Below are 21,667 nucleotides of genomic sequence, written 5' to 3'. Positions count from 1 at the left end.
GGTGACGCTCATTCACGCCCGGGGGCTGGTCAAGAGGTTCGAGGGGTTCACCGCGGTCGACGGCATCGACGTCGACGTGCAGCGGGGGGAGGCGTTCGGCTTCCTGGGTCCCAACGGCGCGGGCAAGAGCTCGACCATGCGCATGATCGGCTGTGTCTCCCCGCCGACCGACGGTGTGCTGCGCATCCTCGACATGGATCCGCGGCGCGACGGCCCGGCGATCCGGGCCCGCCTCGGCGTCTGTCCCCAGCTCGACAATCTCGACCTCGAGCTGACCGTCCGGGAGAATCTGACCACCTACGCCCGCTTCTTCGGCATCCCGCGCAAGGTCGCCCGGGCCCGGGCCGACGAGCTGCTCGACTTCGTCCAGCTCACCGAGCGCGCCGACAGCAAGGTCGAGCCGCTGTCCGGCGGCATGAAACGCCGGCTGACGATCGCCCGCGCGCTGGTCAACGAGCCCGAGATCGTGCTGCTCGACGAGCCCACCACCGGCCTCGACCCGCAGGCCCGCCACCTGGTCTGGGAGCGCCTGTTCCGGCTCAAGCAGCAGGGCGTGACGCTGGTGCTGACCACCCACTACATGGACGAGGCCGAGCAGCTCTGCGACCGCCTGGTGGTGATGGACGGCGGCCGGATCGTGGCGGAGGGCTCGCCGCGCACCCTGATCGAGCAGTATTCGACCCGCGAGGTGGTCGAGCTGCGCTTCAACGCCGAGTCCCAGGAGGTGTTCGCCGGCAAGCTGACCGGCGTGGGCCGGCGGCTGGAGGTCCTGCCCGACCGCATCCTGCTCTACGTGGACGACGGCGACGACGCGGTGGCCGAGGTGCAGCGCCGGGCGCTGAGCCCGGCCAGTGTGCTGGTGCGCCGCAGCAGCCTGGAGGACGTGTTCCTGCACCTCACGGGCCGGACGCTGGTGGACTGAGATGACCCGTTACGTCCTGGAGTACCACCTCGTCAGCTACCGCCGGATCTGGCGGTCCAGCGTGCTGTCCTCGTTCGTGCTGCCGCTGCTGACCATGCTGGGCTTCGGCGTGGGCGTCGGGGCTTACGTCACCGGCGGCGTCGAGGGGGTGCCCTATCTGGACTGGATGGTGCCGGGCCTGATCGCCTCCACGGCGATGCAGGTGGCCATCGGTGACTCGAGCTGGCCGGTGCTGGGCGGCTTCGAGTGGCAGCGGATCTACTTCGGCCAGGCGGCCGCCCCGCTGCGCGTCGCGGACATCCTCGACGGCCATCTGGCGTTCGTCGTCTTCCGCACGCTGACCAGCTGCGCGGCGTTCCTGCTCATCGCCACGGCATTCGGCACGATGCATTCGTGGTGGGCCCTGGCCACCCTGCCCATCGCCGCGCTGGTCGGCCTGGCGGTGGCCACCCCGACCTTCGCGTATGCGGCGTCGGTCCGGGTCGACAGTTACCTGGCGGTGCTGTTCCGGCTCGGAGTGATCCCGATGTCGCTGTTCTCCGGGGTGTTCTTCCCGGTCGAGTCGCTGCCGGGAGTGCTGCGCTGGATCGCGTACGCGCTGCCGCTGTGGCACGGCGTCGACCTGAGCCGGGCCGCCACCCTGGGCACCGCGCCGGACTGGTCACCCGTCGGTCACGTGCTCTATCTGTCCCTGTGGGCGGGCGCCGGCTGGCTGCTGGCGCACCGGGCTTTCCGCCGCCGGCTCGTGGTGTGAGGGGCTGACATGCTGACTCTGGTCCTGCCCCGGCTGATCTCGTTCGAGGGCGCCGGGCGGCGTTCGGCGTCCGTGGTCGAGCGGAACGTGACGACCCTGCAGCCGTCGTACTGGCTGGTGATGGCCTCGGGTTTCCTCGAGCCGATCCTCTACCTCTTCTCGATCGGTGTCGGTGTCGGCGCGCTGGTCGGCGATCTGACGCTGCCCGACGGCCGGGTGATCGGCTACGCGGCGTTCGTCGCCCCGGCCATGCTGGCGTCGTCGGCGATGAGCGGGGCGCTGTCGGAGACCACCTTCAACTTCTTCGGCAAGATGAAATTCATGAAGCTGTACGACGGGATGCTGGCCACCCCGCTACGGCCGATCGAGATCGCCCTGGGCGAGCTGGCCTGGGCGATGATGCGCGGCAACATCTACGCGGCGGCGTTCCTGGTGGTGATGGTGGCGATGGGCCTGACCACGCCGGGCCTGGCCGTGGGCGCGTTCGGGGCGGCGGTGCTGGTGGGCTTCGCCTTCGGTGGTGTCGGCATGGCGCTGTCCACGTTCATGCGCAGCTGGCAGGAGTTCGACCTGGTGGCGTCGGCCCAGTTCGCGCTGTTCCTGTTCTCCGGCACGTTCGTCCCGGCCCAGGCGTACCCGCCGGTCCTGCGCTGGGTCGTGGAGGTGACCCCGCTGTACCGCTCGGTCGACCTGATCCGCGCCGTCACCACCGGCGAGGTCGGCTGGCTCCAGGCGCTCGACGTGCTCTATCTGCTGGTGCTCTTCGCGCTCGGCCTGGCCGTCGCGGGCCGCCGGATGGGCAAGCTGCTGTGCCGGTAGCTGAAAGGCAGCTGAGATCAGGTGATTAGACGGGCATAACACCGGGCAACACCCCAGCTGAGGTCGTCTTTCGTGCGCGGTGTGTCTCCGGGGCACGAGGGCGGAAGCCGACCGAACGGACACGGCCGCAGCGCCCGGAGGGACCCGTCATGAAGCTTCATAAGGACAACGACACGAAGAGCGAGGCTGACGACAAAGCCCGCCACGACGTGGCGACCACCAAGACGGGGGAGGACAGGGACAACGACCTGTCCGCGCCCAGCCCCGACGCCGGCCCCGACAACCCGGCCAAGCTGAAGGGCAAGGGCGTCTTCGCGGCCCTCAAGCGGACCCTCAAGCAGTTCTCCGAGGACAACGTCACCGACTGGGCCGCTGCGCTGACCTACTACGGCGTCCTGTCCATCTTCCCCGGCGTGCTGGTGCTGGTGTCGATCCTGGGCATGCTCAGCGACAACGGTCAGCAGACGGTGCAGGACACCGTCAGTGAGATCGCACCGACCCAGATCAAGAACCTCCTCGACCAGGTCCTCACCCAGGTCTCCGACCCGGGCACGGCCGGCTTCGCCGCGATCGTCGGTCTCGCCACCGCGTTCTGGTCGGCGTCCGGTTACATCGGTGCGTTCATGCGCGCCTCGAACGCGATCTACGACGTCCCCGAGGGCCGTCCGATCTGGAAGACCCTCCCGATCCGCCTCGGCGTCACCGCGGTGGTCGGCCTGATGCTGATCCTCTCGGCCGTGATCGTGGTCTTCACCGGCGACCTGGCCCAGGCGGTCGGCGACACCATCGGCCTCGGCTCGGCCGCCGTGACAACCTGGAACATCGCCAAGTGGCCGGTCCTGATCATCCTGGTCAGCCTGATGTTCGCGATCCTCTACTGGGCGTCGCCGAACGCGAAGACCGGCGGCTTCCGCTGGGTCAGCCCCGGCGGCATCTTCGCGGTCGTGATCTGGCTGATCGCCTCGGGCGCCTTCGCCCTGTACCTGGCCAACTTCGCTGACTACAACAAGACCTACGGCACGCTCGGTGGCGTCATCGCCTTCCTGGTGTGGTTGTGGATCTCGAACATCGCCATCCTGCTCGGCGCCGAAATGGACGCCGAACTGGAACGCGGCCGGGCCATCGCCGCCGGCCACCCGGCCGACGACGAACCGTTCCTGCAGCTGCGCGACGACCGCAAGCTCAAGAAGGGCAGCGAAAAAGGGCTGAGTACCAACTAGCCCGCTCTGTGGAGCTGACGGCCGCGACCCGATCCGGGCTACGCGGCCGTCGGCCTGTCCGGGTTTTGCTGTCCGGCAGTCTTCCAAGGTCAAAATCTGGATGTCGTGCCTGGTTGCATGGTGCTGACCGTCGCTCCCGCCGACACCGGGCCCGGGCGCCCACTCGCCTGGCGGCTCGTAACCAGGCACCCGGACCCTGCCAGGTCCGTGCTCGGCCAGCCCCACCAAAACCCGCCCCACCAGCTACCCGCACCGAAGCCCCTCCCGCTACAGGTCGGCTCCGCCGTGTGCTCATTCACCTCGCCGACCGGTCCGCACGCCTGCTGCCCCGGGACCCCTCATTCCGTCTCCGCGACCGCCGGCTTCCTGCCCCGCTCAATCCCGTCGGTCTGGTCCGGGCCGGTCTGGTCCGGGCCGGTCCGGTCTGGTCCGGGCCGGCTGGTCCGGTCCGGTCGCGTGGCTGGTTCGCTTGGCGTGGCTGGTCCGGTCCGCGTAGCTGGTTTGCTCGGCGTGGCCGGTTCGGTCCGCCTGCTGGTCCGGTCCGCGTGGCTGGGCCGGTCCGGCCCGGTGAACGCCCAGTCCAGCAGGACCGGCCCGCGTGGCCGGTCGGATTGCATGGCCGGGTCCCGATCGCGTAGCCGGCCCGGATTCGTTGGGCGTGCCGGCGGGGTTCGTTTGGCCTGCTGGCTCGCCCGTCGGCCAGACTCACCCGCCGCCGCCGCCGCCTGGCCGCCTGGCCGCCTGGCCGCCCGGCCGCCCGGCCGCCCGGCCGCCGGCCAGTCCGCGCCAACACGGCCTTGTCGGCTCGCCGGGATCGCTCGCGACCTGTTCTCGGCCGGCCCGCCCGCACCTCCTCCCCGCGCACACCGCAACCGGGCGTCACGGGTCCAGCACGTCCAGCCCCGCCGCCGTCATCCAGGTCGGGTCCGCCGCCCGCCCTTGCGGCCGCGCGCCCGGGACGCTGCCGCGCGCCTGGGACGCTGCCGCGCGCCTGGGACGCTGCCGCGCCACCGACCAGCCGGCGCGCCCGCTGATCCCAGCTCCGCATCCGCACGCCCGCTCATCCCAGCTCTGCATCCGGCGCGCCCTCTCATCCTCGCCCAACATCCGGCCCGCTCGCTCCCGCCTTCACCCGGGGTCGGCGCGGCGACCGACAGCGATTCCCCCGACCGTCGGCGGCGACTCCGCCCGTCGGTGGCTCCCGATCTGGGGCGAGGAATGGCACCATCTGGGGGCAGCGACGAGCGGCGGACGCACTCCCGGCCCGCCCTGGCGAGGCTCATCGTTCCGTCTGACGGATGCCATTACTTTTGAATCAGGCGACAAAAGTTTGTGGTGATCATCGAGAAGGTATGGACGAGCGCGCCGGAAGGGCCCTAGTGTGACGGTCGTGACACCGTCCCGTTTCGGCGGTGTGAACGGCCGGAGGTGCCCGTGCATGTCGTCGACGCCCCCCATCTGCGCCTGTTGCGCTTGTTGCGGGACGAGGGTCCGATCTCTCGGGCCGAGCTCGGAGATCGGCTCGATCTGACCCGTCCCCGATTGCTCGCCGAGGTTGAGCGGCTCGTCGCCGCGGGCTACATCGCGGAGGCCGGGATGGCCGCCTCGCGGGGTGGCCGGCGGTCCACTCTCGTCGAGTTGCAGCCGCGGCTGCGGTTCGCCGCCGTCGACCTCGGCGCCAGCTCCATCGATGTCGAGGTCACCAACGGGCGGCTCGAGCCCGTCGCGGCGTACCGCGAGAGTGCCGACATCCGGTCCGGGCCCAAGGTCATTCTGCATCGGATCAACGAGCTGCTCGCCAAGGCCCGCATCGACGGCGCCTTCGACCGGCTCGATGCCGTCGGCATCGGGGTGCCGGGACCGGTGAGTTTCCGTGACGGTGTTCCGGTCTCGCCGCCGATCATGCCCGGCTGGGACCGCTATCCGGTGCGCGAACTGCTCGCCCGCGAGCACGGTTGCCCGGCCGTCGTGGACAACGACGTCAACATCATGGCCATCGGGGAGCGGCACGGCGGGGTCGCCCACTCCGTGGACGACTTCCTCTTCGTCAAGATCGGTACGGGCATCGGCTGCGGCATCCACCTCGGCGGCGGTGTCTACCGGGGAGTCGACGGCTGCGCGGGCGACATCGGTCACATCCAGGTCGACGCGCACGGGCCGATGTGTTCCTGCGGCAACGCCGGTTGCCTGGAGGCGCTGTTCAGCGGCGCCGCCCTGGCTCGCGACGCCGGTGCGGCCGCCCGCAGCGGTGAGTCGCCGGCCCTGGCCGAGCGGTTCGCGCAGCACGGCGAGATCGGCGCCCGGGACGTGGCCGACGGGGCCGCCGAGGGCGACGTCACCTGCATCCGGCTGATCCGCGACGGCGGCCGCCGGGTCGGCGCGACGCTGGCCACGCTGGTCAGCTTCGCGAACCCGTCGATGATCGTCATCGGGGGCGGGCTCGCGCAGCTCGGCCACATCCTGCTGGCCGAGATCCGCAGCGTGGTCTATCGCCGGTCCCTGCCGCTGGCCACCGGGAATCTTCCGGTGGTGCTCAGCGAGCTGGGTGCCCGGGCCGGAGTGAGCGGCGCGGCCGTCCTGGCCAGCGACACGGCCTTCGAGCAGGCGTCATGACCGCCCCCGAACCGGCCCGCGACGACCGGCCCACCGACCGCCCGGCCACGGACACCCCGACCAGCGGAAACCCGACCGCGGCTACGGCAAGCCCGGCCAAGAACACGCCCGCCGGAAGCTCGGCGGCCGGAAGCACGCCCGGTGCAAGCACGCCCGCCGGAAGCACGGCGACCGGAAGCACGGCGACCGGAAGCGGAAGCGCGGCCTCCAACGGCACGGCCGCCGCCGACGGACAACGCGAACGCGACGGCATCGGCGAGGTCGTGCTGCGCCTGGACGGCGTCGTCAAGACGTTCCCCGGCGTCCGCGCCCTCGACGGCGTCCAGCTCGAGGTCCGCGCCGGCGAGGTGCACTGCCTGCTCGGTCAGAACGGCGCCGGCAAGTCCACCCTCATCAAGGTGCTGGCCGGCGTCCACCACGCCGACGAGGGCAGCATCAGCTGGCTGGGCGAGCCGTTCGCCCCGGCCAGCCCCCAGGCCGCCATGCGGGCCGGCATCGCCACCATCTACCAGGAGCTCGACCTCGTCGACGATCTCTCCGTCGCTGAGAACGCCTTCCTGGGTCACGAGGAGAGCCGCGGCGGCTTCCTGCGGCGGCGCTCCACGGCGGCCCGGACGAAGCAGATTCTGGCCCGGCTCGGGCACGACCACATCTCCCCGCGCCGCCTGGTCCGGTCGTTGCCCGCGGCCGGCAAGCAGATCGTCAGCATGGCCCGTGCGCTCTCGCACGACGCCCGGCTGATCGTCATGGACGAGCCCAGCGCTGTGCTCGCCCATGACGAGGTGGAGAACCTCTTCCGGATCATCCGCGAGCTGACCGCGCAGGGCATCGCGGTCATCTACATCTCGCACCGGCTGGAGGAGATCCGCGACATCGGCGACCGGGTCACCGTGCTCAAGGACGGCCGCACCACCGCGGCGAACCTGCCCGCGCGCAGCACCCCCACCCGGGAACTGGTGAGCCGGATGACCGGGCGCACCATCGAGTACGTCTTCCCGCCGCGCGAGGTCAAGACCGGCACCACTCCGCTGTTGCAGGTGGAGGGGCTGAGCCGGGAGGGTGAGTTCGCCGACGCGTCGCTGACCGTCAAGGCGGGCGAGATCGTCGGCATCGCGGGGCTGGTCGGCTCCGGTCGCTCGGAGCTGCTGGAGACCATCTTCGGGGCGCGTCCGGCGGACAGCGGCACCGTCACCCTCAACGGCAAGCGGATCACCTCGATCGGTGGCGCGGTCCGGGCCGGCATGGGCATGGCCCCGGAGGAGCGCAAGAGCCAGGCGTTGCTGCTGGACGAGCCGATCTACCGGAACATGACGCTGGCCACCTTCAGTGGTTACGCCCGCGGCGGTTTCACCGATGTCGGCAAGGAACGTGCGGCCGCGGAGGAGACCGCCGAGGCGCTGGAGCTGCGCCCGCGCGATGTGAGCCGGGCCGTGCGCACCCTCTCCGGCGGCAACCAGCAGAAGGTCGTCGTCGGCCGCTGGCTGCTCGGCGGCACCAAGCTGCTGCTGCTCGACGAGCCGACCCGCGGCGTGGACGTCGGCGCGCGGGCCGAGCTCTACCAGGTCATTGCGGATCTCGCCGCCCGTGGGGTGGGTGTGCTGCTGGTCTCCAGCGAGGTCCCCGAGGTGCTCGGTCTGGCTGACCGGGTGCTGGTGATGCGCGAGGGGCACCTGATCCACGAGGCGCCCGCGAGCGAGATCGACGAAGCCACTGTTCTTGATCTCGTCATGGCGGGATCTCTGATGGAAGGGGAGCCGGCATGACCGATCAGACGACCAAGGCGAGCCTGCCGGCGCAGAGCCCGCCGGTCGAGCCGCCGCCAGCACCTGCCGGGCAGCGGCAGTCGCCGGCCAACTGGTTCAAGGGTGACGGCGCGGAGCCGCTGCGCCGTAATCTCGGCCTCATCGGCGTGCTGGTGATCCTGGTGATCATCGGGGCCGCCACCCGGCCCGAGCTCTACGGCGACGCCACCTGGGTGAAGAACAACACCTTCACCATCCTGCAGCAGGCGTCCGCGATCGGCGTGGTCACCGTCGGCATGACGTTCGTGATCATCGGCGGCGGCATCGACCTGTCGGTCGGTGCGATCATCGCGGTGGCCGGCGTCTGGTCGACGACCCTGGCCACGCAGAGCTACGGCACCATGGGCATGATCTTCACCGCCCTGGTGGTCGGCGTCGCGGTCGGGCTGATCAACGGCGTGCTGATCTCGTACGGGCGGCTGGTGCCCTTCATCGCGACCCTGGCCATGATGGTCGCGGCCCGCGGTGTGGCGGCGCAGATCTCCGGCAAGCAGACCCAGGTGTCGGCCAACACCACGATCAACGACATCGCCAGCACCCGGTTCCTCGGCATCCCGCTGCTGGTCTACATCCTGGCGCTGGTCGTGGCCGCGGGCTGGGTGCTGCTGAACCGCACCACGTTCGGGCGGCGCACGGTGGCCGTCGGCGGCAACCCGGAGGCCGCCCGGCTGGCCGGTATCAACGTCAAGTTCCACACCGTGCTGCTGTACGCGCTGTCCGGCCTCTGCTGCGGCATCGCGGCGGTCATGCTGACGTCCCAGGCGACCAGTGCTCAGGCCGCCATGGCGAACCTGTACGAACTGGACGCGATCGCTGCGGCGATCATCGGTGGCACGCTGCTCAGCGGCGGCCGCGGCACCATCATCGGCGCGCTGTTCGGCGTGCTGGTGTTCTCCACCATCACCAACCTCTTTGCGATCAACAATCTCTCCACCGAGGCCCAGAACATGGTCAAGGGCGCCATCATCGTCGCGGCCGTGCTGGTCCAGCAGTTCCGTTACAAGTCACTCACTCAACTCCTGGGTCGTACCAAGAGCTGACCTACCCCACAATTCCACGGCGACCGGTGACGGCCGCCCGGTTCCCCCTGGAGAAAACATGTCTAACCTGTCCCGCCGCCGCATCCTCTTCGGTGGCGCCGCGGTCGGCGCCGGCGCCCTGCTGACCGCCTGCACCAGCAACACCCCGCAGGAGAACACCCAGGTCAACACCGGCAACGAGGACTCGAACCCGAACGCCGCCCCGGGCACCAAGGTGGTCATCGGCTTCTCCGCGCCGGCCGCCGACCACGGCTGGATCGCCGCCATCACCAACAACGCCAAGGCGCAGGCCCAGGCGTACAAGGACGTGGAGCTGCGCGCCGTCGAGGCCGGTGCGGACGCCGCGACCCAGCGGGCTGCGCTGGCCACTCTGATCGCGCAGAAGCCGAACGTGCTGGTGATGCTGCCGCACGACGGCAAGGAGCTGAACGCCTCCGGGCTGGAGGCCATGAAGGCCGGCATCCCGGTGGTCAACCTGGACCGGGCCTTCCCGGACCGGGCCGCGTACCGGCTGCAGATCAAGGGCGACAACTTCGGCATGGGCATCGCCGCCGGCACCTACATCGGCCAGCAGCTCAAGGCCAAGGGGATCACCAACCCGATCATCGGCGAGATCCCCGGCATCGACTCCCTGGAGCTCACCCAGGAGCGGTCGAAGGGCTTCGTCGAGGCGCTGGCGTCGTTCGGCTTCAAGGTCGCCAACCGGCGGCCGGCGGACTTCACCGCCGACGGTGGCCAGCGGGCCGCGACCGACCTGCTGCAGGCCCTGCCCAAGATCGACGCCATCTGGAACCACGACGACGACCAGGGCATCGGCGTGCTCGCGGCGATCAACCAGGCCGCCCGCAAGGACTTCTTCATGGTCGGCGGGGCCGGCTCCAAGGCGGCCATCGACGCGATCACCGCCGACAACGGCCCGCTCAAGGCGACCGTGACCTACAGCCCCTCGATGGCCTCGTCGGCGATCTCGCTGGCCCGGTTGATCGGCCAGAACAAGGGCATGTCGGACCTGGTGGAGCTGCAGGTCCCCAAGGAGATCACGCTCGCCTCCGAGACGATCACCAAGGAGAACGCCGCCCAGTACGCCAAGCTCGGCTTCTGAGCGGTCCGTCCACTTCGTCGTAGAAGGAGATCACATGGGGCAGCTGCGGGTCGGCATGGTCGGGTACGCGTTCATGGGCGCCGCACATTCACAGGCATGGCGCACCGTGAACCACGCCTTCGACCTGCCGCTGTCGGCACGGATGTCGGTCGTCTGCGGCCGCGACGAGGACAAGGTCGCGGCCGCGGCGGCCACGCTCGGCTGGGAGGGGCACGCCACCGACTGGCGTGCGGTCGTCGAGCGTGACGACATCGACCTGGTCGACATCTGCACGCCGGGCGACACCCACCGGGAGATCGCGCTCGCCGCGCTGGCCGCGGGCAAGCACGTGCTGTGCGAGAAGCCCCTGGCCAATTCGGTGGCCGAGGCCCGGGAGATGGCCGAGGCCGCGGCCCAGGCCCAGACCCGGGGGGTACGGGCGATGTGCGCGTTCAACTATCGCCGGGTGCCGGCGGTCGCGCTGATGCGACAGCTGGTGGCCGACGGCCGGATCGGCACCATCCGCCACGTCCGGGCGGTCTACCTGCAGGACTGGATCGTCGACCCGGAGTTCCCGCTGGTGTGGCGGTTGCGCAAGGACGTGGCCGGCTCCGGCGCGCTGGGCGACATCGGGGCCCACATCGTCGACCTGACCCAGTACGTCACCGGGCAGTCCATCACCGGGGTCAGCGCGCTGACCGAGACGTTCGTGAAGGAGCGGCCGCTGCCCACCGCGGCGGCCGGATTGTCGGCGGAGGGCAACGGCAGCTCGGGCCGGGGTCAGGTGACTGTGGATGACGCGGCGCTGTTCCTGGCCCGGCTGGACGGGGGAGCGGTGGCCACGTACGAGGCGACCCGCTTCGCCACCGGCCGCAAGAACGGGCTCCGGGTGGAGCTGAACGGCTCGCGTGGTTCGCTGGTGTTCGACTTCGAGCGGATGAACGAGCTCCAGTTCTACGACGCCGCGCTGCCCAGTGCGGAGCAGGGCTTCAGCCGGATCCTGGTGACCGAGCCGGACCACCCGTACATGGCGGCGTGGTGGCCGGCGGGTCACCCGATCGGCTACGAGCACACCTTCACCCACGAGATGCGGGACCTGATCGCGGCGATCGCTGCCGGACAGGACCCGACACCCTCGTTCGCCGACGCGTTGCAGGTGCAGCTCGTCCTCGACGCGGTGGAGCGCTCGGCCGCCGCGTCCGCGTGGGTCGACGTGGAGGCCGTGCTGGCCGCTGTATGACCCAGGCCTCCGCCGTACGCCGCGAGGGACGACCCGGTTGCGCCCCGGGTCGCCGGGCGGGCGGCGGAGCGGCTGTCCGGCATCGACCGACCGGGTTCCCGGGCGGTGCCGGGCGGCCGTGGAACATCCGCACGTGAGATCGTCCCGTGCGTGTCCAAGTGTGCATTTGGTGCACAGATAACGCTCTCTCCGATGGTGTGTCGACTTGCCGTCAGGAGGATACACAGGCAGGTCATGGTGGGCGGTGGCATCGGCATGAGCCGATACCACCGCCCTTTATGGATCATGTCTGCGCCGGTCAGGACGTCGCACGGCCGGTACGCCGCTGATCCGGCAGGCGGTTGAGGCTCGTATCCGAGGGCAGACAACCCCACGGATGGAGGCGTCATGGCACCCCGTCGGTCCGCCACGGCCGCATCGGAGAATCGCAGCGGGATGATCCATACTGGACGCTGCACGAACCGATGCACGTGCGAATGCACCGGTGACGCCCCGCTCCAGGAGGGATTCTGATGCGTCTGCGCCACCACTCGGGCCGGGTCGTCCACTTGAGCCACGGCACACACGAGCGGCCTGCCCGGGATCTCCCGGCCGTCGTCGAGCACCTCGACGCGTACGCCGCCGTCCGTGACCGGCTGGCCGTGGAGACCCTGGGGGTGAGCCTCTGGCTCCCGCCCACCCTCGCCGCCGCCCTCGCGATCGACGGGCGCTCCCGCACCCGGCTGCGTGCCGAGCTCGAAGCCCGCGGGCTCGAGGCCGTCACGCTGAGCGGAGCGCCCTACGCCGAGGGCGGCGACGAGGACCCCGCCGTCCCCGACTGGAGCGATCCGGCCCGGCTGGAATACACGCTGGACCTGGCCCGCATCCTCACCGATCTGCTGCCCGAGGACGCCGTCCGCGGCGCGGTGACCACCACCGGCCTCGGCCCGCGCGAGGGCTGGGACGCCGCCAAGCAGAAGGCGAGCGCCCGGATCCTCTCCCGGCTCTCCGCCGGTCTGGCCGAGGTGGCCTGGCACACCGGCCGGGCGGTCCGCGTCGGCTTCCATCCCGAGCCCGGCTTCGTGCTCGACGACACCGACTCGATCGTCGAGGCGTTCGGCCGGCTCGACCGCGACCGCCTCGGCGTCTGCCTCGACCTGGCCGACCTCGCCTGCACCTGGGAGAGCCCGGTCGCGGCCCTGGACCGGCTGGCCGCGGCCGGCATCGCGGTCATCCGGGTCGAGATCGCCGCCGCGCTCGAGGCCACCGATCCGGTCGCGGCCGCGGAGGCCCTGCGGGGGTACGTGGAAGCCGGCCACCCGCACCCGGTGACCAACCCGGCCGGCGCGAAGGTCACCGACCTCGCCCAGGCGCTCGCCGACTTCCCGCCCGGCCCGTGGCGGGTACGGTGCCACGTGCCGCTGCACACCCCGCCGGCCCCGCCGCTGACCGCCACCACGGAGGTCTGGCAGGCGGCCCTGCGGCACCTGCTCTCCGGCGCGCACCCCGGCACCGAATACCTGGCCGTCGAGTCCCCCGCCGGGGGCACGGGCGCCCAGCTCGCGTACCTGAAGAGTGCCCTGGGTGAGCTCGGCCTGTCGCCGCCCGCCGAGGCCTGCGCGGCACACTGACCGCGGGGCTTTCGCGGCCGCGGCCGCGGCTCTAGAGTCGGTGCAGGCACCGCCGTGACGGGCGGGCCGGACCGGGAGGCGCAAACCCGGGCCGGTCGCGACGTCCCGACCGGTGATGCCGCCGGCCCGCCACCCTCGCGCGGGCCACCGGAACCCTTTTCGTGCACCGGCGAACAGGGAGTTTTGACAATGGCGCGACCCATCACGCTCTTCACCGGCCAGTGGGCCGACCTGCCGTTCGAGGAGGTCTGCCGGCTGGCTGCCGAGTGGGGCTACGACGGCCTGGAGATCGCCTGCTGGGGTGACCACTTCGAGGTCGACCGGGCGCTGGCCGAGGACGACTACGTCGACCGCAAGCGCGAGCAGCTCGCGAAGCACAACCTGAAGGTCTTCGCGATCTCCAACCACCTCGTCGGCCAGGCGGTCTGCGACCACCCGATCGACGAGCGGCACCAGGACATCCTGCCCGCGGCGATCTGGGGCGACGGCGCGGCCGAGGGGGTACGGCAGCGCGCCGCCGAGCGGATGAAGGACACCGCCCGGGCCGCCGCCAAGCTCGGCGTGGACACCGTCGTGGGCTTCACCGGCTCCTCGATCTGGCACACCGTGGCCATGTTCCCGCCGGTGCCGCCGGCCATGATCGAGCGCGGCTACCAGGACTTCGCCGACCGGTGGAACCCGATCCTGGACGTCTTCGACGCCGAGGGGGTGCGGTTCGCCCACGAGGTGCACCCCAGCGAGATCGCGTACGACTACTGGACCACCCGGCGCACCCTGGAGGCGATCGGCAACCGGCCGGCGTTCGGGCTCAACTGGGACCCGTCGCACTTCGTCTGGCAGGACCTCGATCCGGTGAACTTCATCCTCGAGTTCGCCGACAAGATCTACCACGTCGACTGCAAGGACGCGAAGGTGCGTACCGGTGACGGCCGCCGCGGCCGGATGGCCTCCCACCTGCCGTGGGCCGACCTGCGCCGGGGCTGGGACTTCGTCTCCACCGGGCACGGCGACGTGCCGTGGGAGGACTGCTTCCGCGCCCTGAACGCGATCGGCTACACCGGCCCGCTCTCCGTGGAGTGGGAGGACGCCGGCATGGACCGCCTGGTCGGCGCCCCGGAGGCGCTGCAGTTCGTGCGCCGGCTGGCCTTCGACGCGCCGAGCGCGGCCTTCGACGCGGCCTTCTCGTCGTCCTCCTGACACGCCAAAGGCCCGGCCCACGATGCGTGGGCCGGGCCTTGAGAGGCGGTACTTGTCAGTACGTGGTGCCGGTGCCGTTCGACGAGGTCATCCCGGACCCGCTGGTGGACAGCGTGCTGGTCTCGGAGCCCGTGCCCGAGCTGGTGCTGGCGGACTTGAGCTTCTCACCGAGCTTGGAGTCGTTCAGCTTGTCCTTGCCCTCGGTGTAGAGCTTGTTGGCCTGCGCCTGGGCGACTCCGGCGGCCTCCTGGACCGTCGGGTGCTCCCACACCTTCTTGGCGTTGGCGGTGATCTCTTCGTACTTCTCCCGGCCGGCACGGCTGCCCAGGACGAAGCCCGCCGCGAGACCCGTGATGAACATGAGCTTTCCGCGCATGGCGGCTCCTTCCGTTCGGTGACGCTCGTGCGTCGATGAGGTGCTTACCCATCCTGCACCGCAGTCATGCCCCCGGTCCGTGTTTCATCCCTGTTGCGCGCGCCCCGGCGCGCCGGGTCACCCGTTTTCGCCCCGGGCGGGCGGTGATGTATTGTCGTTCCGGTCGCCACCACTACCGCGGAAGCGGGAGCGGAGGTGACGGTTCGATCCCCTGTAGCTCAATTGGCAGAGCAGCCGGCTGTTAACCGGCAGGTTATTGGTTCGAGTCCAATCGGGGGAGCAAGTCAGCGAAGGCCTCTACTTGCGGACAGCGCAAGCGGGGGCCTTCTCGCATGTCTACTCAGGGGCCGAGCCCTCTGAAACCCCACGTTGCGGTGGGCTCTCCCGCACGTCAGCGGCCACTTCGGTGGCCGTTTTCCGTATCTGGACCCCGGCGCCACCGGAAAACCGGTCGCGGCCGCTGCGACGGCCCGGTATATCTGCATGACGACGCCGCGGCTGCCTGCCGCCGCGCCGGCCCGACCATCTCCACGAGGAGTGACAATGCGAGCAGCTTCCACGCTCCGGACCCTGGACCGTCCTACCGTGGAGATCTGCCTTGCCCTTGTTGAACCTCGGGATCGTCGCCCATGTTGACGCCGGCAAAACCAGTCTGACCGAGCGCCTGCTGTACGAGGCCGGGGCCGTGTCCCGGCCCGGGAGCGTCGACGCCGGTACCACCCGCACCGACTCGATGGAGCTGGAGCGCCGGCGCGGCATCACCATCCGGGCGGCCGTCACGTCCATCGCCGTCGGTGATCTGATGATCAACCTGTTGGACACCCCGGGCCACCCCGATTTCATCGCCGAGGTCGAGCGTTCGCTGGCCGTGCTCGACGCCGCCGTGCTCGTGGTCTCCGCCGTGGAGGGCGTCCAGCCGCAGACCGTGGCCATCTGGCGGGCGCTGCGCCGCATCGGCGTACCCACGGTGGTGTTCGTGAACAAGGTCGACCGCAGCGGCGCCGACGTCGGCACCGTCCTGGCCCAGATCCGGCGCCGGCTCGCGGCGCACCCGGTTGTGCTCACCACGGTCACCGGGCAGGGCGGGCGCGACGCCCGGGTGCACCCGGCCGGTCTCGACACCGAGCCGGTGGTGGCGGCGGTGGCCGAGGTCGACGACGCGGTGGCGGCCCGGTGGCTGATGAACCGGCGGGTACGCGCCCGTGACGTCCGGCGGGCGATCCGGCGCGCGGTACGACGGACCGAGCTCACCCCGGTGGCGTACGGCTCGGCGATCACCGGCGCCGGGGTACGCGAGCTGTGCCAGGTCCTGGCCGAGCTGCTGCCCCGCGGTGAGCACCGGGACGGGCCGCCCGCCGGTACGGTCTTCGCCGTCGACCGCGACAGCCACGGCCGGCGCGTCTGGCTGCGGTTGTGGTCCGGGCAGCTCCGCGTACGGGATCGGGTGCTGCTCCCCGGCGCCCGGCCCCAGACGGTGACCGAGATCGCCGTCACCGAGCCCGCCGGTGTGGTCGTGCGGCCGTCGGTGTCGGCCGGGCAGATCGCGGCGGTACGCGGGCTGTCGGCCCGGGTGGGTCAGCTCGTGGGGGATCCGCCGCGGCGCCACGCCTACCGTTTCCCGCCGCCGACCCGGCAGGCCCTCGTCGAGCCGGTCGAACCGGCGCAGCGCCTGGCGATGTTCGCCGGCCTGGCCGAGCTCGCCGACGAGGATCCGCTGGTCGACCTGCGGCTCGACGAGCAGCAGGAGCAGGCGGTGGTGCGCCTGCACGGCGAGGTCCAGAAGGAGGTGCTCGCCGCTCTGCTGCAGGACCGGTACGGCGTCCGGGTGCGGTTCTCCGGCACCCTGACGGCGTGCATCGAGCGGGTCGCCGGCACCGGTACGGCCGAGGAGCGGCTCCAGGAGCGGGGCAATCCGTACCTGGCGGGCATCGGACTGCGTGTCGACGCCGCCCCGGTCGGACACGGCATCGAGTTCAGTCCCGGGATCGAACCCGGCCGGCTGCCACCGGCGTTCGTCGCGGCCACGGAGCAGGGGATGCGGGCGGCCCTGCGGCAGGGCCTGCGGGGCTGGCCGGTGACCGACTGCACGGTCACCATGACGTCCTCGCAGTACTGGCCGCGACAGAGCAAGCCGCATCAGAAGTTCGACAAGTCGATCTCGTCCGTGGCGGCGGACTTCCGCAATCTCGCCGCGGTCGTGGTGACCGCGGCGCTGCGCCGCGCCGGAAGCCGGGTGTGCCAGCCGATCGAGCGGTTCGAGATCAACCTGCCGCCGCAGGCGGTGGATCCGGTGCTGGCCCTGCTCGGCCGGGTGGGCGCGGTCTTGTGCGACACGGCGCCCGCCGGTGGGTACCTGGAGGTGAGCGGTGACCTGCCCTCTGCCAGGATCCCGCAGGTGGTGGCCGCGCTGCCCGACCTGACCGGCGGCGAGGCGGTGCTGACCACGCGCTTCGACCACTACGCGGCGGTCACGGGCGAGGAGCCGCCGGTGCTGCCCCGGCGCGGACCCGACCCGGGGGACCGGGAGGCCTGGTTCCGCGCCGTACCCAGATAGGCGCTTCTTCTTTCTCCCTGCCGGGGACCGGTACCGCCGTTAGGCTGAGGTCTGCGTTGTTTGTCCTCCAGTGAGGTGTGCCCGTGTCGCAGCCCGTATCGGTGGACGTCGTCGTCGTCGGCGGCGGTCTCGCCGGACTCGCCGCTGCCCGGCGCCTGGACCGCGCCGGGGTGAACTGGCTGCTGGTGGAGGCGGCCGACCGGATCGGCGGCCGGGTGGCCACCGACGTGATGGACGGCTGGCGGCTGGACCGCGGCTTCCAGGTGCTCAACACGGCCTATCCGCGGGTGCCCGCGCTGGTCGACGTCGACGCCCTGGACATGCGCTACTTCACCGCCGGCGTGCTCGTGCGCCGCGGCCCGGGGCTGCACCGCCTGGAGAACCCGCTGCGCGAGCCCCGCTCGGCGCCGCGGACGCTGACCTCCGGGGTCGGCTCGCTGGCCGACCGCCTCAAGTTCGCGGCGCTGGCGACCCGGTACGCGACGTTCCCGCCGGCACGGCTGCTCGACGCCCCGGAGATGACGACCCAGGAGGCACTGCGCGCCGCGGGCCTGTCGCACCGGATGATCGAGGAGGTGCTGCGGCCGTTCCTGTCCGGGGTCTTCGCCGACCGGTCCCTGGACACGTCCAGCCACGTGCTGGCGATGGTGCTGCGCTCGTTCGCCCGGGGCCGGATCGGCGTACCGGCCGGCGGGATGGCCGCCCTGCCGGCGGCGGTGGCGGGCCCGCTGCCGTATCCGCAACTGCTGGTCGGCGCCCGGACCCTGTCGGTCAGCCCGGGCGTGGTCGTGACGGACGGTGGCGAGCTGCGCTGCCGCGCGGTCATCGTGGCGACCGACCCGGCGACGGCGGCGACCCTGCTGCCCCGGCTGCCGGTGCCGGACATGCGCGGCCTGACGACGTACTACTTCGGCGCGGACCACGCCCCGATCAACGAACCGACCCTGCTGCTGGACGGCGACCGCCGCGAGATCGTGGCGAACACGGTCGTCATGTCGAACGCGGCCCCCGAGTACGCCCCCGCGGGCAAATCGCTGATCGCCGCCTCGTCGGTGGGCGTCTCGGCGCCGTCCGGCGCGTCGGAGGCGGTGATCCGGGTGGAACTGGCCCGGATGTACGGCGTCCCGACCGACGAGTGGGAGCTGCTGAGCGTGGTGACACTGCCCCAGGCCCTACCGGCGGCGAACGTCCCGCAGGCCCGCCTCCGCAAGCCGGTGGCGCTGGGCGACGGCCTGTTCGTGGCCGGGGACCACCGCGACAGCCCGTCCATCCAGGGTGCCCTGGCCAGCGGCTGGCGTACGGCCGGCGAGGTCCTGTCCTCGCTCGGCGCGACGGTCAGCTCGCCGGCCGCCTGACCGCCGGCGCTGTCCTGTCCTGTCTTGTCCTTTTTCGGCCCGGCGGTCAGCTCGCCGGCCGGCTGACCGCCAGTGCGGGCAACCCCTGCGCGGGGGCGTCGGTGACCAGGACGGCGCCGTCGTCCGGGCCGGGCTGCTCGAGGCCGCCGCGCCCACTCGTGACGACCAGCCGCGAACCGGCGAGGCACACACTGGTCGGCTGCCGGGCCGGCACCGGCACGACGCGATCCAGCTGTCCGTCGGGCCGGTAGCGCCGCACGGCCCCGCCGCCGAAACACGCCACCCAGAGGAACCCGTCGGCGTCCACGGTGAGCCCGTCGGGGGAGCCCTCGTCCGGACCGAGCCGCACGAACTCCCGCCGCCCGCTGAGCTCCCCGGTGGCCGGGTCGACGTCGAACCGCTGCACCAGCCCGAGGGGAGTGTCGGAGAGGAACATCGTCCGCCCGTCGGCGGTCAGCGCGGGCCCGTTGGCGATCGTCAGCCCGGTGAGGACGGTGTGCACTTTGCCGTCCGGGTCGAGGCGGTACAGGGCGCCGCCCTTCGGCGACTGATCGCAGGCCATGCTGCCGGCCCACAACCGGCCGGCGGGATCGGCGGCGGCGTCGTTCATCCGCCACTGCCTGCCGGTGACCGGCTCGGCGGCAGCGAGCTGCCGGGCCCCGGTGGGCTCCAGCAGCCAGAAGCCGGTCCCGGCCGCGGCGAGCCAGGTTCCCGGCGCATCCCGTACGGGGGCGACAGCGGCCAGCGGCACGTCGAGCTCGGCGAGCAGGGTGAGAGTCTGGGGGCCGGAACCGGTGGGTGTGGGCGTACCGAAAAGGCGGCCCGCCGGAATGTCGACCAGCACGACCCGGTCACCGACCCAACGGCTGCCCTCGCCGAGCTCGAACCGGTCGGGGGAGAGTGCACGCACATCGGTCATGCCCGGCACATCCCCGAAGGCCCCGCGCCTGAAACGGAGGCAGCCGGGTAGAGATCCGGCCATGGACGCGAACAAGGAACCCGAACCGGAAGTCACCCAGGGCCCGCACGACCCGTCCCAGGAGCACCCGCCGCAGGAGGCCCACGGCGGAAGCATGGCCCCGGACCTGGTCGACGACACCGGCCACGCGAAACCACAGGACGACGAAAAGTAACCGCTCACCGTGCCGGCGGCGAAGATCGGTAGCTCGGAGTTGAGCAGCCGGGATAGGATCGCCGCCGGTACGGGGCGGTAGCTCAGTGGGTTAGAGCAGGGGACTCATAATCCCTCGGTCGCGGGTTCGAGTCCCGCCCGCCCCACGAATGGGCAGTGCGCGAACCGCTCGCCGAGGACGCGCAGCATCTGGCGTCCGCGTTCAGGGATGGATGGCAGTGTGGGCGAGCGCCGAAGGGGTGCGGCAGCCGACGATGGCGGGTGCCTCACGCACGAGCGAGTCGTCGGTGAGGGCCTCAACCATGAACAGCGCGAAGTCGACCCGGCGCGTGCGGTTGCTCGCGAGGACCGCGTCGCCGACGTGGCGGCTCCAGACCGGCAGTCCCTGACTGTCGCCTTCCTCCAGGTCGCTGCCCCGGACGACGGTCCACCGGCGGTGGCTGGCGAAGACACACCGGCATGCCTCCACCTGGTCATCGATGTTGACGAGTCGCAGCCATCGGGCCAACGAGCCGACGACCGCGATGAACACCCGCAGTCTGCGCGTGTAGACATCGGTACCGTCGCGCGAGATGTGCCAGCCGCACGAGAAGACCAGCCGCGCGTCGGGCGCGGCGTGGTCGAGCACCGCCTGGGCAGTGCCCGTCGCGTAGCCGTGCACTCCCCATGGCACCAGCACCGTGAGTACGCCGTCGCACCCGGCGACGGCCCGCGCGATCACGGACGGGTTGTTCGTCGCCCCCGGTACCACCGTGATCTTGTCGGCGAAGTCGGCCAGCTTGTCCACGCTCTGTGGCCGGCACACCCCGACAACCTCGTAGCCCCGCGCGAGCGCGTGCTTCACCATGTAGCGGCCCAGCTTGCCGGACGCGCCAACGACGCACACTTTCAGCGGGCGGAGGCCCTCCACCGGTCGGTCCGTCATGCCCGTCCCTCCTGGAACGTCGGTCAGCCGAGGTAACCTTACAGGTGTAAGGCAACCTTACGGACGTAAGATTGTCAAGATGTTCGAAGACGACGGAGGGCGCGATGGCACCTCGAACCCGAACGACGCCGCTCAGCCGCGATGCTGTCCTACGGGCCGCGGTCGAGGTAGCCGACGAGCGTGGCTCCGCCGCCGTCTCGATGCGCGCGGTCGCCCAGCGGCTCGGTGTGGAGGCCATGTCGCTGTATCACTACGTCCGCAGTAAGGACGAGATCCTCGACGCGCTCGTCGACCGGATCTTCGCTGAGATCGAGTTGCCCACTCCTGGCGGGGACTGGCGTGCTGCCATGCGCCACCGGGCCGCCTCGGTGCGCGCCGTGCTCGGTCGTCACACATGGGCGGTGGCGCTGATGGATTCCCGTGCCAACGCCGGCTCGGCGACGCTGCGCCACCATGACGCCGTCATCGGTTGCCTGCGCACTGCCGGCTTCGACATCGCCGGCGCGGCAACCGCGTTCTCATTGATCGACAGCTATGTGTATGGTTTCGTGATCCAGGAGGCGAGTCTGCCGTTCACGACCGCCAGCGAACTGGAGACGGTGGCGGCCGGGATGCTCGAGCACCTGCCCGCCGATGCATATCCTCATCTCACCGAGATGTTCGAGCACGCTCTGCGTCCCGACTACAACTACGCCGACGAGTTTGTTGTCGGCCTCGACCTCATCCTCGACGGCCTGGAACAGCGCCTGGCGCAACTGCTCGCCCGGTAAGCCGGCCCGACTTCGAGTCCGGGCAGGGCGGCCACGGTGCTGGTCGCTGCCCATGGAACGCATGAGGGTGATGAAGCTGTTGGCCGTGCCGGTCTCCGAGAGACACCGCGCCCATGATCAGGGCGAGCATCGCGCCGTCCGTGGGACCCACACCGGCGTTGGCGATCGGTGATCTGCCTGGCTCGGTTCGCAGCCTTGCTATCGGACTACGCAATCTCCCTGGGATCCGGGCGCCCTGTCAAGCCCCGGGTTTGATG

Annotated in this window: 18 protein-coding genes and 2 tRNA genes; 17 read left to right on the top strand and 3 right to left on the bottom strand. The window is 71.1% G+C overall.

All coding sequences use genetic code 11. The features are described 5' to 3' along the window. The first annotated feature begins 1 nt into the window (after position 1). The 11 genes from Aau02nite_RS19085 (at position 2) to Aau02nite_RS19035 (ending at position 14,298) form a co-directional block, all read left to right on the top strand. Complete coding sequence (locus tag Aau02nite_RS19085; protein ID WP_212989854.1) at positions 2 to 922, top strand: ABC transporter ATP-binding protein; 921 nt, start codon at positions 2 to 4, stop codon at positions 920 to 922. Between the two features lies 1 nt (position 923). Then, positions 924 to 1,676: an ABC transporter permease gene (locus tag Aau02nite_RS19080; RefSeq protein WP_212989853.1), complete on the top strand. Its 753-nt coding sequence runs from the start codon at positions 924 to 926 to the stop codon at positions 1,674 to 1,676. Between the two features lie 9 nt (positions 1,677 to 1,685). Further along, entirely contained in the window at positions 1,686 to 2,495 is an 810-nt protein-coding gene (locus Aau02nite_RS19075; RefSeq protein ID WP_212989852.1) for an ABC transporter permease, read from the top strand. A 149-nt stretch (positions 2,496 to 2,644) separates the two neighbouring features. Next, entirely contained in the window at positions 2,645 to 3,715 is a 1,071-nt protein-coding gene (locus Aau02nite_RS19070; protein WP_212989851.1) for a YihY/virulence factor BrkB family protein, read from the top strand. 1,434 nt (positions 3,716 to 5,149) lie between these two features. Beyond that, positions 5,150 to 6,328, top strand: a complete 1,179-nt coding sequence (locus Aau02nite_RS19065) for an ROK family transcriptional regulator (protein ID WP_212989850.1) — start codon at positions 5,150 to 5,152, stop codon at positions 6,326 to 6,328. Then, a complete protein-coding gene (locus Aau02nite_RS19060; protein WP_246595267.1) occupies positions 6,325 to 8,091 on the top strand; it encodes a sugar ABC transporter ATP-binding protein in 1,767 nt (588 codons plus the stop codon). Before Aau02nite_RS19065 ends, Aau02nite_RS19060 begins: the two co-directional genes overlap by 4 nt. Continuing rightward, positions 8,088 to 9,170 (top strand): ABC transporter permease, encoded by a 1,083-nt coding sequence (locus tag Aau02nite_RS19055; protein ID WP_212989849.1) that lies wholly within the window; start codon positions 8,088 to 8,090, stop codon positions 9,168 to 9,170. Before Aau02nite_RS19060 ends, Aau02nite_RS19055 begins: the two co-directional genes overlap by 4 nt. A gap of 58 nt (positions 9,171 to 9,228) precedes the next feature. Continuing rightward, complete coding sequence (locus Aau02nite_RS19050; protein WP_212989848.1) at positions 9,229 to 10,272, top strand: substrate-binding domain-containing protein; 1,044 nt, start codon at positions 9,229 to 9,231, stop codon at positions 10,270 to 10,272. A gap of 34 nt (positions 10,273 to 10,306) precedes the next feature. Continuing rightward, complete coding sequence (locus Aau02nite_RS19045) at positions 10,307 to 11,491, top strand: Gfo/Idh/MocA family protein (protein WP_212989847.1); 1,185 nt, start codon at positions 10,307 to 10,309, stop codon at positions 11,489 to 11,491. Between the two features lie 512 nt (positions 11,492 to 12,003). Next, the gene (locus Aau02nite_RS19040) at positions 12,004 to 13,101 is read left to right on the top strand and encodes a TIM barrel protein (RefSeq protein WP_212989846.1); all 1,098 of its coding nucleotides are present in this window, start codon (positions 12,004 to 12,006) and stop codon (positions 13,099 to 13,101) included. A 189-nt stretch (positions 13,102 to 13,290) separates the two neighbouring features. After that, on the top strand, positions 13,291 to 14,298 hold the full coding sequence (locus tag Aau02nite_RS19035) for a sugar phosphate isomerase/epimerase family protein (protein ID WP_212989845.1): 1,008 nt from the start codon (positions 13,291 to 13,293) through the stop codon (positions 14,296 to 14,298). Between the two features lie 55 nt (positions 14,299 to 14,353). Here the strand turns inward: Aau02nite_RS19035 and Aau02nite_RS19030 are convergent, their stop codons facing one another. After that, on the bottom strand, positions 14,354 to 14,674 hold the full coding sequence (locus Aau02nite_RS19030) for a hypothetical protein (RefSeq protein WP_212989844.1): 321 nt from the start codon (positions 14,672 to 14,674) through the stop codon (positions 14,354 to 14,356). Between the two features lie 207 nt (positions 14,675 to 14,881). Between Aau02nite_RS19030 and Aau02nite_RS19025 the strand changes: the two genes are divergently transcribed. The 3 genes from Aau02nite_RS19025 to Aau02nite_RS19015 all read left to right on the top strand — a co-directional run bounded on the left by Aau02nite_RS19025 (position 14,882) and on the right by Aau02nite_RS19015 (position 18,583). Next, positions 14,882 to 14,954, top strand: a tRNA-Asn gene (locus Aau02nite_RS19025). A 318-nt stretch (positions 14,955 to 15,272) separates the two neighbouring features. Further along, positions 15,273 to 17,228: an elongation factor G gene (locus Aau02nite_RS19020; protein ID WP_212989843.1), complete on the top strand. Its 1,956-nt coding sequence runs from the start codon at positions 15,273 to 15,275 to the stop codon at positions 17,226 to 17,228. Positions 17,229 to 17,311: 83 nt separating this feature from the next. Beyond that, positions 17,312 to 18,583 carry an NAD(P)/FAD-dependent oxidoreductase gene (locus Aau02nite_RS19015; protein WP_212989842.1) on the top strand — a complete coding sequence of 424 codons (1,272 nt, stop codon included), beginning with the start codon at positions 17,312 to 17,314 and terminating at the stop codon, positions 18,581 to 18,583. Positions 18,584 to 18,629: 46 nt separating this feature from the next. Here the strand turns inward: Aau02nite_RS19015 and Aau02nite_RS19010 are convergent, their stop codons facing one another. Continuing rightward, on the bottom strand, positions 18,630 to 19,502 hold the full coding sequence (locus tag Aau02nite_RS19010) for an SMP-30/gluconolactonase/LRE family protein (protein WP_212989841.1): 873 nt from the start codon (positions 19,500 to 19,502) through the stop codon (positions 18,630 to 18,632). 61 nt (positions 19,503 to 19,563) lie between these two features. On the opposite strand from Aau02nite_RS19010, the gene Aau02nite_RS19005 reads away from it, so the two are divergent. After that, positions 19,564 to 19,716 (top strand): hypothetical protein, encoded by a 153-nt coding sequence (locus tag Aau02nite_RS19005; protein WP_212989840.1) that lies wholly within the window; start codon positions 19,564 to 19,566, stop codon positions 19,714 to 19,716. A gap of 71 nt (positions 19,717 to 19,787) precedes the next feature. Then, positions 19,788 to 19,861: transfer RNA gene (locus Aau02nite_RS19000), tRNA-Ile, on the top strand. Positions 19,862 to 19,917: 56 nt separating this feature from the next. Here the strand turns inward: Aau02nite_RS19000 and Aau02nite_RS18995 are convergent. After that, positions 19,918 to 20,640, bottom strand: coding sequence for an NAD(P)-dependent oxidoreductase (locus Aau02nite_RS18995; protein WP_212989839.1), 723 nt, complete (start codon positions 20,638 to 20,640; stop codon positions 19,918 to 19,920). A gap of 104 nt (positions 20,641 to 20,744) precedes the next feature. On the opposite strand from Aau02nite_RS18995, the gene Aau02nite_RS18990 reads away from it, so the two are divergent. Next, positions 20,745 to 21,410, top strand: a complete 666-nt coding sequence (locus Aau02nite_RS18990; RefSeq protein ID WP_212989838.1) for a TetR/AcrR family transcriptional regulator — start codon at positions 20,745 to 20,747, stop codon at positions 21,408 to 21,410. The last annotated feature ends 257 nt before the right edge of the window (positions 21,411 to 21,667 follow it).

Source organism: Actinoplanes auranticolor (assembly GCF_018332655.1).
In the GTDB taxonomy this organism is placed as follows: Bacteria; Actinomycetota; Actinomycetes; order Mycobacteriales; family Micromonosporaceae; genus Actinoplanes; species Actinoplanes auranticolor.
The sequence above is the reverse complement of the archived record's forward strand: the minus strand, read 5'-3'. Positions and strand labels throughout refer to the sequence as shown.

What these genes read in the sequence shown, in the direction of transcription:
- Aau02nite_RS19080 (WP_212989853.1), top strand. Translation starts at nt 924, where the DNA reads ATGACCCGTTACGTCCTGGAGTACCACCTCGTCAGCTACCGCCGGATC.
- Aau02nite_RS19075 (WP_212989852.1), top strand. Translation starts at nt 1,686, where the DNA reads ATGCTGACTCTGGTCCTGCCCCGGCTGATCTCGTTCGAGGGCGCCGGG.
- Aau02nite_RS19070 (WP_212989851.1), top strand. Translation starts at nt 2,645, where the DNA reads ATGAAGCTTCATAAGGACAACGACACGAAGAGCGAGGCTGACGACAAA.
- Aau02nite_RS19060 (WP_246595267.1), top strand. Translation starts at nt 6,325, where the DNA reads ATGACCGCCCCCGAACCGGCCCGCGACGACCGGCCCACCGACCGCCCG.
- Aau02nite_RS19055 (WP_212989849.1), top strand. Translation starts at nt 8,088, where the DNA reads ATGACCGATCAGACGACCAAGGCGAGCCTGCCGGCGCAGAGCCCGCCG.
- Aau02nite_RS19050 (WP_212989848.1), top strand. Translation starts at nt 9,229, where the DNA reads ATGTCTAACCTGTCCCGCCGCCGCATCCTCTTCGGTGGCGCCGCGGTC.
- Aau02nite_RS19045 (WP_212989847.1), top strand. Translation starts at nt 10,307, where the DNA reads ATGGGGCAGCTGCGGGTCGGCATGGTCGGGTACGCGTTCATGGGCGCC.
- Aau02nite_RS19040 (WP_212989846.1), top strand. Translation starts at nt 12,004, where the DNA reads ATGCGTCTGCGCCACCACTCGGGCCGGGTCGTCCACTTGAGCCACGGC.
- Aau02nite_RS19035 (WP_212989845.1), top strand. Translation starts at nt 13,291, where the DNA reads ATGGCGCGACCCATCACGCTCTTCACCGGCCAGTGGGCCGACCTGCCG.
- Aau02nite_RS19030 (WP_212989844.1), bottom strand. Translation starts at nt 14,674, where the DNA reads ATGCGCGGAAAGCTCATGTTCATCACGGGTCTCGCGGCGGGCTTCGTC.
- Aau02nite_RS19010 (WP_212989841.1), bottom strand. Translation starts at nt 19,502, where the DNA reads ATGACCGATGTGCGTGCACTCTCCCCCGACCGGTTCGAGCTCGGCGAG.
- Aau02nite_RS19005 (WP_212989840.1), top strand. Translation starts at nt 19,564, where the DNA reads ATGGACGCGAACAAGGAACCCGAACCGGAAGTCACCCAGGGCCCGCAC.
- Aau02nite_RS18995 (WP_212989839.1), bottom strand. Translation starts at nt 20,640, where the DNA reads ATGACGGACCGACCGGTGGAGGGCCTCCGCCCGCTGAAAGTGTGCGTC.
- Aau02nite_RS18990 (WP_212989838.1), top strand. Translation starts at nt 20,745, where the DNA reads ATGGCACCTCGAACCCGAACGACGCCGCTCAGCCGCGATGCTGTCCTA.